This window comes from Alistipes sp. cv1 (genome assembly GCF_900240235.1).
In the GTDB taxonomy this organism is placed as follows: Bacteria; Bacteroidota; Bacteroidia; order Bacteroidales; family Rikenellaceae; genus Alistipes_A; species Alistipes_A hominis.
This window is the reverse complement of the sequence record NZ_OEPW01000001.1, coordinates 971,803-985,924: the sequence shown is the minus strand read 5'-3', so window position 1 is coordinate 985,924 and position 14,122 is coordinate 971,803. Positions and strand designations below refer to the sequence as shown.

Genomic DNA, 14,122 nt, shown 5'->3' with positions numbered 1-14,122 from the left:
CCCGAAAATTAACCAAAACGTTTAAAAGTCAAACATTTTAAAAATTTTATATTACGATGGCCGATATCAAAAAATTAGCTGAGGAGTTGGTTAACTTGACAGTTAAAGAAGTAAACGAACTTGCCAATGTTCTGAAAGAAGAATACGGAATTGAGCCCGCTGCTGCTGCTGTTGCCGTTGCCGCTGCTCCTGCTGCCGACGGTGGCGCCGCTGCTGCTGAGAAAACGTCTTTCGACGTGATCCTGAAGAGCGCAGGTCAGGCGAAACTGCAGGTAGTGAAAGTAGTGAAAGACATTACCGGTCTGGGTCTGAAAGAGGCTAAGGATCTGGTTGATGGCGCACCGAAAGCTATCAAAGAAGGCGTTTCCAAAGAAGAAGCAGAACAGGTTAAATCTCAGCTCGAAGAAGCTGGCGCTGAAGTTGAAGTTAAGTAGTAACTGCTTATAGTTCAGAACATATCGGGTGTAGAGTCTATTCTGATAGACTCTATACCTTTTCTCATTTAACAGAAGCAACAGCCAGTAACCGGGCCCTACGGGCGGTTATGTTTTGCAAAAAGAGATGGCAGGGGTGGAAAACCAGTGATCCCGAACGGATTTTTCCGATCGGTCGTTTGAACTGCCGGGTCAGTTGCCGCGTTTGAAACTGAAAGCAGAAGCGCATTTCAAATCAGTTCTTATCTTCAACTTTAATTATTGGATACAATGTCTTCAAAAACAGATAATCAGCGTATTAGCTTTTCTTCCGTAAAAAACAGATTGCATTATCCCGATTTTTTGGAGGTGCAACTCAAATCATTTCAAGACTTTTTCCAATTAGATACCACGGCCGAGAACCGCAAAAACGAAGGGCTGTACAAGGTGTTCATGGAGAACTTCCCGATAACCGATACGCGTAACAACTTCGTGCTGGAATTCATCGATTATTACGTGGATCCGCCCCGTTACGGCCAGGACGAGTGTCTCGAACGCGGACTGACGTACAGCGTACCGCTGAAAGCGAAGCTGAAGCTGTACTGTACCGATCCCGAACACGAGGACTTCGATACGGTGATTCAGGACGTTTACTTCGGCACCATTCCCTATATGACTCCGCGCGGCACGTTCATTATCAACGGCGCCGAACGCGTAATCGTATCGCAGTTGCACCGTTCCCCGGGGGTGTTCTTCGGTCAGAGCACCCATACCAATGGAACCAAACTCTATTCGGCCCGTATCATCCCGTTTAAAGGGTCGTGGATCGAGTTTGCGACGGACATCAACAACGTGATGTACGCCTATATCGACCGAAAGAAGAAATTGCCGGTAACCACGCTGCTCCGTGCGATCGGATTCGAGAGCGACCGGCAGATCTTAGAGATATTTAACCTTGCGGAGGATGTAAAGGTTACTAAAGCCAACCTGAAGAAGATGGTCGGACAGCGGCTGGCTGCCCGGGTGCTGAAGACATGGGTTGAAGACTTTGTGGACGAAGATACCGGAGAGGTGGTTTCGATCGAACGAAACGAGATCATCATCGACCGGGAGACCGTCCTCGAAGAGAGCCATATTGAAGACATTATCGAGTCGGGCGCCAAAAGCATCCTAATCCATAAGGAGGCCCAGAACGGCACCGATTTCTCCATCGTATACAATACCCTGCAGAAAGACCCGTGCAACTCCGAAAAAGAGGCCGTCGTCTATATCTACCGCCAGTTGCGTAACTCGGAGCCGCCCGACGAGGCGACTGCGCGCGACGTGATCGAAAAGCTGTTCTTTTCGGACAAGCGTTACGATCTGGGAGATGTGGGGCGTTTCCGTATCAACAAGAAACTGGATCTGGACATCTCTCCGGACGTAAGGATCCTGACGCGGGAGGATATCATCGCCATCATCCGTTACCTGATTCTGCTAATCAACTCGCAGACCGACGTGGACGATATCGACCACTTGTCGAACCGCCGCGTACGCACAGTGGGCGAGCAGTTGGCCAACCAGTTCAGCGTAGGTTTCGTCCGCATGGCGCGTACGATCCGCGAACGGATGAACGTGCGCGACAACGAAGTGTTTACACCGGTAGACCTGATCAATGCCAAAACGCTGTCGTCGGTCATCAATTCGTTCTTCGGAACGAACCAACTGTCGCAGTTCATGGATCAGACCAATCCGCTGGCCGAAATGACCCATAAGCGCCGCCTGTCGGCTTTGGGGCCCGGCGGTCTGTCGCGTGAGCGCGCCGGATTCGAAGTGCGCGACGTGCACTATACCCATTACGGCCGTCTGTGTCCGATCGAAACGCCGGAAGGCCCGAACATCGGATTGATTTCGTCGCTGTGCGTTTACGCGAAAATCAGCGACATGGGCTTTATCGAAACGCCGTACCGCAAAGTGGCGGACGGACGGGTCGATCTGACGGATAAAGGGATTCATTATTTCAGCGCCGAAGAGGAGGAAGGACTGACCATTGCGCAGGCCAACGCTCCGCTGAACGATGCGGGCGAGTTCCTCGTGCCGGACAAGATCAAAGCGCGCGACAACGGCGATTTTCCGGTGGTGACGGCTACGGAAGTGGATCTGATGGACGTTGCTCCGAACCAGATTTCGTCGATCGCCGCCAGCCTGATCCCGTTCCTCGAACACGACGATGCCAACCGTGCGCTGATGGGATCGAACATGATGCGTCAGGCCGTGCCGTTGGTGATGCCGGAGGCTCCGATCGTCGGAACGGGTCTGGAAAAAGACATGATCGCCGACAGCCGGATCCAGATCGTCGCCGAAGGCGAAGGAGAAGTCGTCTTCTCGGATGCGACGCAGATTCAGGTCAAATACGAACGTACCGAAGACCAGAAGATCGTTACGTTCGATCCGGAAGTGACGACCTATCGTCTGCCGCGCTATCGTAAGACCAATCAGAGCACGTCGATGACCCTGAAACCCCTGGTTCGCAAGGGCGATAAAGTGACCAAAGGGCAGATCATGACCGAAGGTTATTCTACGCAGGGCGGCGAGCTGGCGCTGGGGCGCAACCTGAAAGTGGCGTTCATGCCGTGGAAGGGTTACAACTTCGAGGATGCCATCGTGATCTCGGAACGCGTGATCCGCGAGGATATCTTCACTTCGGTGCATGTCGACGAATATATTATGGAAGTGCGCGATACCAAACGCGGTGTCGAGGAGCTTACTTCCGACATTCCGAACGTCAGCGAAGACGCTACGAAAGATCTCGACGAGAACGGTATCATCCGCATCGGCGCCAATGTGCAGCCGGGCGATATCCTGATCGGTAAGATCACGCCGAAAGGGGAGAGCGATCCTTCGCCGGAAGAGAAACTGCTGCGTGCGATCTTCGGCGACAAGGCCGGCGATGTGAAAGACGCTTCGCTGAAGGCGCAGCCTTCGCTGTTCGGCGTCGTGGTCGATAAGAAACTGTTCAGCCGCGCCAATAAGGACGGCAAGAAGAGCAAGGCTTCCGAAAAGGCGCAGTTGGAAAAGATGGAGACCGAGTTCTTGCAGCAGGCCGATGCGCTGAAAGAGCGTCTGATCGAAAAACTGTGGACGTTGCTCAAAGACAAATCGACGATCGGTATCCGCGATTATTTCGGGGTGGAACTGGTCCCGCAGGGGACGCGTTTCTCGCAGAAAATGCTGGCCGAACTCGACTACCTGAATATCGGCACCGATAAATGGACGGGCGACGCGCGTCTGGATACGCTGATCGAACAGACGATCAACAACTATACGATCAAGTACAAGGAACTGGATGCGGTTCTCAAGCGCGAGAAATACAACCTGACCAACGGGGACGAACTCCCGACCGGAATTATCCAGCTGGCCAAAGTGTACATTGCCAAGAAGCGCAAGTTGCGCGTGGGAGACAAGATGGCCGGCCGTCACGGTAACAAGGGGATCGTGGCGCGGATCGTTCGCGACGAGGACATGCCGTTCCTCGAAGACGGTTCGATCGTCGACATCGTGCTGAACCCGCTGGGCGTGCCTTCGCGTATGAACCTCGGACAGATTTACGAGACCGTGCTCGGATGGGCCGGCCGCGAACTCGGTCTGAAGTTCGCCACGCCGATTTTCGACGGGGCTTCGCTGGAGCAGATCAACGAATATACGGCTCAGGCCGGCGTACCGCGCAGTGGTCGCACCTATCTGCGAGACGGCGGTACCGGTGAGCAGTTCGACCAGCCGGCGACCGTCGGGGTGATCTACATGCTGAAACTCGGCCATATGGTCGACGACAAGATGCATGCCCGTTCGATCGGCCCGTACTCGCTGATTACGCAGCAGCCGCTGGGCGGTAAAGCGCAGTTCGGCGGTCAGCGTTTCGGAGAGATGGAGGTTTGGGCGCTCGAGGCGTTCGGCGCATCGAACATTTTGCAGGAGATCCTGACGATCAAGTCGGACGACGTGATGGGACGTGCCAAGGCCTATGAAGCGATTGTCAAGGGCGACAACATGCCGCAGCCCGGCATTCCGGAATCGCTGAACGTGTTGCTGCACGAACTCAGGGGATTGGCCATCAGCGTCAAGCTGGACTAAAAGTGCGTCGGCCGGAGAGCGGCGTTGCTGACGAACGGCGGAAGATCCCGAGTTCGCCGCGGCTCGAAGGTTTACTTGTTGAAGAATAAATAAAAGTTTAAAAATATGTCATTCAAGAAAGACAATAAGGCACAGAGCGGTTTTTCGAAAATTTCCATTGGTCTCGCATCTCCGGAGGAGATTCTCGAAAACTCGAGCGGCGAGGTGCTGAAACCCGAAACCATCAACTATCGCACCTACAAGCCCGAACGGGACGGCCTTTTTTGCGAGCGGATTTTCGGCCCGGTGAAAGACTACGAATGCCACTGCGGAAAATACAAGCGGATCCGTTACAAAGGGATCGTCTGCGACCGTTGCGGCGTGGAAGTGACCGAGAAAAAGGTGCGCCGGGAACGGATGGGACATATCTCGCTCGTGGTTCCGGTGGCTCATATCTGGTATTTCCGTTCGTTGCCGTCGAAGATCGGATACCTGCTGGGTATTCCGTCGAAGAAGCTCGAAGCGATCGTCTATTACGAACGTTATGTCGTCGTACAGGCCGGCGCTGCAGCCGTGAACGGAGTGTCCGATCTCGATCTGCTTGCCGAAAAGGAATACCTCGATATCCTGAACGCGCTGCCGAAAGGAAATCAGCAACTCGACGACAGCGATCCCGATAAATTCATCGCGCAGATGGGGGCCGAAGCGATCTACACGCTGTTGCAGCGGGTCGATCTGGACGAGCTTTCCTATTCGCTGCGCCACAAGGCGAGCACCGAGACTTCGCAGCAGCGTAAGGCCGAGGCGCTCAAACGCCTGCATGTGGTGGAAGCGTTCCGCGAGTCGCGCGAGATCAACAAGCCCGAGTGGATGATCCTGAAAGTGATTCCGGTGATTCCGCCCGAACTGCGTCCGCTCGTTCCGTTGGACGGAGGCCGTTTCGCTACGTCCGACCTGAACGACCTGTACCGCCGGGTGATCATCCGGAACAACCGTCTGAAACGGCTGATCGAGATCAAGGCGCCGGAAGTGATCCTGCGCAACGAAAAGCGCATGTTGCAGGAGGCCGTCGACTCGCTGTTCGACAACTCGCGCAAGAGCAACGCCGTGAAGACCGAGTCGAACCGTCCGCTCAAATCGCTGTCCGACAGTCTGAAAGGAAAGCAAGGACGTTTCCGTCAGAATCTGCTCGGTAAGCGCGTCGACTATTCGGCCCGTTCGGTCATCGTCGTAGGTCCCGAGTTGAAGATGCACGAGATGGGGATTCCGAAAGACATGGCGGCCGAGCTTTACAAGCCGTTCGTGATCCGGAAACTGATCGAAAGAGGAATCGTCAAGACCGTTAAATCGGCCAAAAAAATCATAGACCGTAAGGATCCGGTGATCTGGGATATCCTGGAAAACGTGATTAAAGGACATCCGGTGCTGATGAACCGCGCCCCGACCTTGCACCGTCTGGGTATCCAGGCGTTCCAGCCGAAACTGATCGAGGGCAAGGCGTTGCAATTGCACCCGCTGGCTTGTACGGCGTTCAACGCCGACTTCGACGGCGACCAGATGGCCGTGCATTTGCCGCTGGGCAATGCGGCGATCCTCGAAGCCCAGATCCTGATGCTCGGTTCGCACAACATCCTGAACCCGGCCAACGGAGCGCCGATCACGGTGCCTTCGCAGGACATGGTGCTCGGGTTGTACTATATTACCAAAGAGCGCGCCGGATCGCAGGGCGAAGGGCTTCAGTTCTACGGCCCCGAGGAGGCGCTGATCGCCTACAATGAAAAACGCGCCGACCTGCACGCCAAAGTGAAAGTAATGGTCGATACGCTCGACGAGAACGGGCAGCCGGTTCGTAAATTGGTCGATACGACCGTCGGCCGGATCATCTTCAACCAGGTGGTTCCCAAAGAGGTGGGCTTCCTGAACGAAGTGCTGACCAAACGTTCGCTGCGCGACATCATCGGCCTGGTGATGAAGAAGGCCGGAGCCGACAAAACGGCGGCTTTCCTCGACGATATCAAGCACATGGGATACCAGATGGCCTTCCGCGGCGGACTGTCGTTCAACCTCGATGCGGTGATCATTCCCGATGAAAAGGAAGCGCTGGTCAACGAAGGTTACGAGCGCGTCGAAGAGGTGATGGAGAGCTACAACATGGGGCTTATCACCAACAATGAACGTTACAACCAGATTATCGACATCTGGACGAATATCAATATGAAGCTGACCAAGACGGTGTTGGATCACCTGACCAAGGACATGCAGGGTTTCAATCCGGTGTACATGATGCTGGATTCCGGGGCCCGCGGTTCGAAGGAGCAGATCCGCCAGCTCTCCGGGATGCGCGGTTTGATGGCCAAGCCGCAGAAATCCGGGGCCGAAGGAGGTCAGGTCATCGAAAACCCGATCCTGTCGAATTTCAAGGAAGGGCTTTCGGTGTTGGAATATTTCATCTCTACGCACGGCGCCCGTAAGGGTCTGGCCGATACCGCGTTGAAAACGGCCGATGCCGGTTATCTGACGCGCCGTCTGGTCGATGTGGCGCAAGACGTGATTATCTGCGAGGAGGACTGCGGTACGCTGCGCGGCCTGACCGCTACGGCGATCAAGCGCAACGAGGATGTCGTACAGACGCTGTACGAACGTATCCTGGGCCGTACGACCGTGCACGACGTCTACAATCCGCATACCGGCGAGTTGATCGTGGCTGCCGGAGAAGAGATTACCGAAACGATCGCCGAGGCGATCGACGCAGCGCATGTGGAATCGGTGGATATCCGTTCGGTGCTGACGTGCGAGTCGCGCAAGGGCGTATGCGCCAAGTGTTACGGACGCAACCTGGCGACCGGACGCATGGTTCAGAAAGGCGAAGTGGTCGGCGTGATCGCCGCCCAGTCGATCGGCGAGCCGGGTACCCAGCTGACGCTGCGTACGTTCCACGTCGGCGGTGTAGCCGGTGGCGTGGCGACCGACAACAGCGTCGTTTCGCGCTACGAAGGACGTCTTGAGATCGACGAATTGCGCGTGGTGAAGAGCAAGAACGACGCAGGCAAAGAGATCAATACGGTGATCAGCCGCCTGTCCGAGTTGCGGATCGTCGACGTCAATACCGATATCGTGCTTTATACGCACAACCTGCCTTACGGCGCTACGTTGTACTTGAACGACGGCGATTTGGTCAAGAAGGGCGATCTGGTTTGCGAGTGGGATCCGTACAACGCCGTGATTATTTCGGAATACGACGGTAAGGTGGCTTTCGAAAATGTGATTGAAGGTGTCACGTACCGCGACGAGTTCGATGAGCAGACCGGCTTCCGCGAGAAGGTGATTACCGAGTCGAGAGACAAGACCAAGAACCCGATCATCAAGATTCTGGACAAAAAAGGCGAGGAACAGAAACAATACAACCTACCGGTAGGCGCGCATATCGTCGTGAAGGAGAACGCCGCCGTCAAAGCCGGAGAGATTCTGATCAAGATTCCGAGAGCCGTCGGCAAGGCAGGCGATATCACCGGCGGTCTGCCGCGTGTGACCGAATTGTTCGAGGCGCGGAACCCGTCGAATCCGGCCGTGGTTTCGGAAATCGACGGCGAGGTTTCGTTCGGCAAGATCAAGCGCGGTAACCGCGAGATCATCATTACTTCGAAAGTGGGCGATGTGAAACGTTATCTCGTTCCGCTGTCGCGCCAGATCCTGGTGCAGGAGAACGATTACGTCCGCGCCGGGATGCCGCTGTCGGACGGCGCGATTACGCCGGGGGATATTCTGGCGATCCAGGGCCCGACCAAGGTGCAGGAGTACATCGTCAACGAGGTGCAGGAAGTGTACCGGATGCAGGGCGTGAAGATCAACGACAAGCATTTCGAGGTGATCGTTCGCCAGATGATGAACAAGGTGCAGATCGAAGATCCGGGAGATACCCGTTTCCTCGAAGAACAGATCGTCGACAAGTGGGAATTCATGGCTGTCAACGACGACTTGTACGACAAGGTCGTCGTAACCGACGCCGGCGATTCGGCGACGATGAAACCGGGTATGATCATCACGTTGCGCAAGTTGCGCGACGAGAATTCGCAACTGAAACGGAAAGACCTGAAGCTCGTGCAGGTGCGCGATGTGATTCCGGCGACGTCGAATCAGGTGCTGCAGGGGATTACCCGTGCGGCGTTGCAGACCAGCAGCTTCATGTCGGCGGCTTCGTTCCAGGAAACGACCAAGGTGCTGAACGAAGCGGCTATTCTGGGTAAGGTCGATCCGTTGGTGAACCTCAAGGAGAACGTGATCTGCGGTCACTTGATTCCGGCCGGTACCGGGCAGCGCGATTTCGATACGATTATCGTGGGCGCCAAGGACGAATACAACAGCATGGTTTCCGGAAAGTAACCGAGTACGGAAAACGATAAAGCGAAGGCCCGGGATCATTCCCGGGCCTTCGCTTTTTGGATGCGGACGGTTATTCGCATACCCGGACGACCAGATCCTTTACGGTCAGGCCGGGGGCCGTCGACCGGAAAGAGACTCCCGTCCCGAGGCTGTCGTAGATGCGCATCGTGAAGCAGTAGGCGTCGTTGACGAAGCATTCGGCGATCGTGCCGTCGACGAAGAGCCGGATCTTCAACGGGGCGTACGGATCGATGCCGCACTTTCTTTGGAAGGTGCGGTACCGGCTGCCGATTCCGATCTCGCCGGTCTGAAAATCGACGGTCAGACTGTACCCTTCCGTCCGGTCGGCGGACTCCCTGAAACGGAGCGTCGCCTGTCCGAAGCCGCTCTGCGGAAACAGCGTCGCCGTCAGCATGTAATTCTCGGGCAGGTCGTACCGGGTATTCAATCCGACCCGTTTTTCCCGCAACGCCGTCCGGTCGAACAGCCGGACGACTTCCCGCACGGGGCGCTGATACAGTTGGCCTGCTGCATCGGCGTATAGTTCCCGGGGCATGCTCAGCGTGCCGCCCCATTCGTATTCTCCCGCATCCGAGTCGTTTTTATAATCGCCGATCCATCCGATCAGTATCCTGCGTTTCCCGTCGGACATGGTTTTGGCCACCCGGAGGTCTCCGCAGTCGTAGGGCTGTACGGGCGGGTCGATCGCCCCCGTATCGCGTACCTGCATATAGTGATAATCGGCGCAGTTGACGTTCCACAAGCCGTTCAGCTCGAACAGGTCGGGACAGTCGCCCGAAACGGAAGCCGGGTAGACGACGAGCGGCGCGTGCGGCGTCCAGTGCGTCAGATCGCGGGACGTGTACAGGCCGACGTTCGGCGCCGAGCCGTCGGCGAGCATGGCGTGCAAGGCGAGCCACCATCGGTTCTCCCGGCCGTTCCACACGACGTGCGGATCGCGGAAAGCCTGGTGATGGTAGATCTGTTTGTCGTCGATCGCTCCGTTGATCGTTTTGTTCCAGTAAATCTTTCCGTCGGCATAGAACGTATATTCCGGATGTTTCGTCCAGTGGATCAGGTCGACGCTTCGCGCCTGCATCACTTTCTGATCGCCGAGTGGATCGTTGCTGTTTTTGCCGGTGTAGAACAGGTAGAAGGTTCCGCCGTGTTCGACGACGCTTCCCGTCCAGATACTCTCCCAGTCCGGTCCCAGCGGGTCGGAACCTTTAATCAGCGCGTTCGGAAGTTCCTGCCAACGCAGCAGGTCGCGGCTGACGACGTGCGCCCAATCCGGGCCTTTCAGGTAAAAGAGATGGTAGTCTCCTTTCCAGTAGAACGGGATGACGTCTCCCGCCTTCGCGTCCTGCGGACGGAAATGCAAGGTCGGTTTCGTGTTCGCCGTTTGTTGCGGCGAACGCGGAGCGGATGCCGGTAGCGTGACGGCTGAAAAAACGGATAACAAGACGGTCAGCGCCGCTCGGCGGCAACGGTTCGGATGGATTCGTTTCATAGTCGGGAAGATCGGTTTTATTCAAAGTTATGATTTTTTACGTATTATTATAACTTTGTATCGAAATTCCCGAATGATGGATCGTAAGCAAATCGTTTTTGATTATTTGGGCCGGTATGCCTTGAGGTACGACTATTACGAGCATCCGGCGGCCCCGACGATCGAACTGGCCCGGCTGTATTGGCGCGACGACGGCTCGAAACACTGCAAAAATCTTTTTTTCCGCAATCATAAAGGCGACCGGCATTACCTCGTCGTTTTCGACTGCGACCGAAATCTGGCGATCCGCGATCTCGAACGTCGGCTGCGACAGGGAAAGCTCTCGTTCGCTTCCGAACAGCGGATGGAACGGTATCTGGGACTCCGTCCGGGTTCCGTATCGCCGTTCGGACTGATCAACGACACGGAAAATCACGTGCACCTGTTTCTCGACCGGAATCTGCGGCAGCAGCACTCCCTGAGCTTTCATCCGAACGACAACACGGGGACGATCGTGATCCCGCAAGCCGAATTCATCAGATATCTCGACGGATGCGGGAACAGCTATGAGTTTATCGATTTGTATTGATTCGGGGCGCTGCGGGTCTTCCGTCAATCGTCGCGCGGTTCTTTTTCCCGGTCGATCGGCTCTCCCTTCGCATTGAACATGAGTTCGGTACGGTTCGAAAGTTTGATTTCGGTATTTTTACCGTCTCGTTTGGCAGCCTGTACTTCGCATCCCGGGAAGCGGTCTCTCGCGTATTGCAGGATATCGGCCGGGATGGCGCTCTGCGGAACGGAACCGACTTTGGCGTCCATTTCGGTCCACATTCCTTTGTGGTTGAACGCTACGGCCACCCCGTTTTCCATCAGGACGTCGTAGGTGGTCGCCGACCCTTTCGGTTCAATCTTTATGACCGATATTCGGGTGTCCGAAAAGTGCTCGGAGAGGAATTTGCGTGCCTGGACGGGCAGCCTCTCCGGATTGGTCGTGGTTATTTTGTCTCCGCCTCGCGCCGCTGTCAGCGAGATCAGCAGGCATAGCAGGACGAACAGCGTTTTTTTCATAACGGACGTTTTAACGGATTCTTACCCTGTAACGACAAGCAAAGCCGGTGCCAGATCCGGAGGGCTCCGTCGGACGCGGCGTAAAAAAGAACGGGCCGTCCTTGTGCGAAGGAAGGCCCGTTAGGAGATGTAAGGGAACGGATCGATTTGTCGCGGGATCAATAGATGCTGAAATCGAGCGGTTGACCGGCGTAAAAATCGAGGATTTTTCGGCTGAATATGAAATTGAATTTGGCTTGTACCATGTCCGATTCGGATTTTTCCATCCGGGTTTTGGCATCGTTGTAGTCGAAGATGGTCGAACGTCCGGCGTCCGCTTTTTCTTTCTGGTAACGGAAAGCTTCGCGAGCCGCCGCGAGCGATTTTTCGGCCGACAGGTACTTCTGGTAAGCCGCATCGGCGCTGTAATAGCTCTGTTCGATCTCCTTGCGTAGCGCCAATTGGGCTTCGGTAATGGCCAACTCCTGGATGCGGATGTTGTTTTGAGCCATCCGAACGTTGTTGCGCGTCGCGTTGCGGTTGAATATCGGAATGTTGATACTCAGACCGATGTATTCGCTGCCGTTGTTCTTGAGCTGGTTGAAAAAGGCGGCGTTCCGGGCTCCTTCGTAGATCGAGAAGTAGTAACCGTTGCTATATCCGGCTCCGAGCGAAATCGACGGATAAAAAGCCGATTTGGCCGATAGCAACGCTTTCTCGCTGCTTTTCAGCCGGAGTTGTTCGGCCAGTATCCGGGGCCGGTTGCCGACCGCGTAATCGTAAACTGTTCCGGGAGTCTCCATGCGGCTCATCGAGGCGATCGTGATATTTCCCAGGTCGGGCATCCGGATGTCGAAGCCGTCCTTGTTTTCGAGGTTCAGCGCCTGGCTCAGGTCGAGCAGCGACAGCAGCAGCGTGTTCCGACTCTGCGTCAGGTTCATTTCGTCGTTGGCCAGCAGCGCTTTGCTTTCGTAAAGATCCGATTCCGGATTGCGTCCGTTTTTGACCAGCAGTTCGCTGCGTTCGACTTGCTGGCGGCTCAGTTCGACTTGATTTTCGGCTACCTTGACCATTTCCTTGTTCAACAGCACCTGAAGGTACAGCGAGGTCACGTTGAGCGAGACGTCTTCGCGCGCTCGTTCCAAATCTTTCAGCGAAGCTTGTAGGGAAAATTTTTGTCCTGCGATGTCGTGTTTGATACGCATTCCTTCGAACACGGTAACGCTTGCGGAGGCTCCCAGCGAGGTGGACAACTGCGTGTGATCGACCGTCGTTCCGTCGCGTCCGGGACCGCGGCCGAAGGAGGCGTTCTCGCTGAGGTTGATACCCACGTTCGGCAGTCGGCTGTTGCGCGTCGTATTCAGCCGGAGTTCCTGGTTGTTGCTGCTTATCTGGAACTGTTTGACCGAAATATTGTTTTCAATAGCATAGTCGATACATTGCTGAAGCGTCCAGTCCTCTTTCGGCTGAGCGGAAGCGGAAACCGAAAGAGCGGCCGACAATAGGAAAGCTGCAAGGGTTCGGATCATGGTTCTATGTTTTATTCGATATGAGACTTCTGTTCTGGATGTGCGGTTTATCCGTTATTTGGTCGGCGTTGTCTTCGTCCCGCGGATCTGTTCGTCTCCGGTCAGCCCTTCGGTGACTTCGACGTTGACCCCGTTCGACAGTCCGATCTGGATCTCCTTGCGTTCGAAAGTCTGGTCGGTCGCCGTGGAGTCGCTGGTCAGCAGGTTGACGAACGTTTTGGTTCCTTCGAACTCGATGGAGCTTTCCGGGATCGAAATCACCCCTTCGCGCCGGTCGATCAGGATGTCGGCGTTGGCGCTGTATCCGGCGCGGATGAACACGTCTTCCGGAATTTTCGCCGCCGCCTTGATCTCGAACATGATGACTCCGTTCTCCTCGGTGCCTTTCGGCGCGATGTATTCGAGCGTCGCATCCAGCGAGATGTCCTGCAGGGCGCCGATCGTCAGCTTGACGGGCATACCTTCGCGGATGCGTCCCACTTCGGTTTCGTCCACCTTTCCGCGGAAGATCATGTTGTTCATGTCGGCGACCGACGCGATGGTCGTACCGTCGTTGAAGTTGTTGGACAGAATGACCGAGTTGCCGACCTTGATCGGGACGTCCAGAACCATTCCCGTGATGGTCGAGCGGATCTGCGTATTGCTCAGTTCCGCATTCCGCTTGGCAATGCCGTTCTGTACGATTTCGAGGTTGTCCTGCGCGTTCTGCAGCTCCTCTTTGGCTTTGGAGTATTCCGTTTCGTTCTTCTCGAACTCCTCCTTGGCGACCACGCCGGAGTCGAACAACCCCTTGACGCGTTCGAATTCCTGTTTGGTCTGAGCCAGGTTGATCCGGGCCACGTTGACGCGCGATTCGGCTGCGTTCAGCGTAGCCATATCGGGGATGACTTTCACTTTGGCGATCACTTCGCCCTGACGCACCGGTTCGCCGGCCTGTTTGTACACTTCCGAGACGATCCCCGATATCTGCGGCTTGATCAGCACCTCGTCCCGAGGTTCGACTTTGCCGGTGGCGACTGCCCGTTTTTCGAGCGTGTCGATGTGCGGTTTGACGATGGCGTAGACCTCTTTGACCGGCCGGGTCTTGTTCCACAGGAAGACGAATGTCCCGATCAGCAGGATCAGGAACAATATGCCCAGCGAAATTTTCAGAACTTTTTTCATATCGTTTGTGA

At 55.5% G+C, this 14,122-nt stretch carries 8 protein-coding genes; 4 read left to right on the top strand and 4 right to left on the bottom strand.

What is annotated here, in order from left to right:
• Positions 1-56: 56 nt before the first annotated feature.
• From rplL to rpoC, 3 genes are all read left to right on the top strand, one after another.
• On the top strand, positions 57-434 hold the full coding sequence (gene rplL / locus C1A08_RS04155; protein ID WP_055202384.1) for a 50S ribosomal protein L7/L12: 378 nt from the start codon (positions 57-59) through the stop codon (positions 432-434).
• A 270-nt stretch (positions 435-704) separates the two neighbouring features.
• On the top strand, positions 705-4,523 hold the full coding sequence (rpoB, locus tag C1A08_RS04150; protein ID WP_101571530.1) for a DNA-directed RNA polymerase subunit beta: 3,819 nt from the start codon (positions 705-707) through the stop codon (positions 4,521-4,523).
• Between the two features lie 105 nt (positions 4,524-4,628).
• Positions 4,629-8,882 carry a DNA-directed RNA polymerase subunit beta' gene (gene rpoC, locus C1A08_RS04145; RefSeq protein WP_101571528.1) on the top strand — a complete coding sequence of 1,418 codons (4,254 nt, stop codon included), beginning with the start codon at positions 4,629-4,631 and terminating at the stop codon, positions 8,880-8,882.
• A 70-nt stretch (positions 8,883-8,952) separates the two neighbouring features.
• Here rpoC and C1A08_RS04140 read toward each other — a convergent pair whose 3' ends face one another.
• Positions 8,953-10,392, bottom strand: coding sequence for a glycoside hydrolase family 32 protein (locus C1A08_RS04140; RefSeq protein WP_101571526.1), 1,440 nt, complete (start codon positions 10,390-10,392; stop codon positions 8,953-8,955).
• Between the two features lie 76 nt (positions 10,393-10,468).
• On the opposite strand from C1A08_RS04140, the gene C1A08_RS04135 reads away from it, so the two are divergent.
• Positions 10,469-10,960: a prolyl-tRNA synthetase associated domain-containing protein gene (locus C1A08_RS04135; protein WP_055202376.1), complete on the top strand. Its 492-nt coding sequence runs from the start codon at positions 10,469-10,471 to the stop codon at positions 10,958-10,960.
• A 23-nt stretch (positions 10,961-10,983) separates the two neighbouring features.
• On the opposite strand, the gene C1A08_RS04130 is transcribed toward C1A08_RS04135, so the two are convergent.
• The 3 genes from C1A08_RS04130 to C1A08_RS04120 all read right to left on the bottom strand — a co-directional run bounded on the left by C1A08_RS04130 (position 10,984) and on the right by C1A08_RS04120 (position 14,111).
• Positions 10,984-11,439, bottom strand: coding sequence for a PepSY-like domain-containing protein (locus tag C1A08_RS04130; RefSeq protein ID WP_101571525.1), 456 nt, complete (start codon positions 11,437-11,439; stop codon positions 10,984-10,986).
• A 158-nt stretch (positions 11,440-11,597) separates the two neighbouring features.
• Positions 11,598-12,947, bottom strand: coding sequence for a TolC family protein (locus C1A08_RS04125; protein WP_055202372.1), 1,350 nt, complete (start codon positions 12,945-12,947; stop codon positions 11,598-11,600).
• Positions 12,948-13,001: 54 nt separating this feature from the next.
• The gene (locus tag C1A08_RS04120; protein ID WP_055202370.1) at positions 13,002-14,111 is read right to left on the bottom strand and encodes an efflux RND transporter periplasmic adaptor subunit; all 1,110 of its coding nucleotides are present in this window, start codon (positions 14,109-14,111) and stop codon (positions 13,002-13,004) included.
• Positions 14,112-14,122 lie beyond the last annotated feature (11 nt).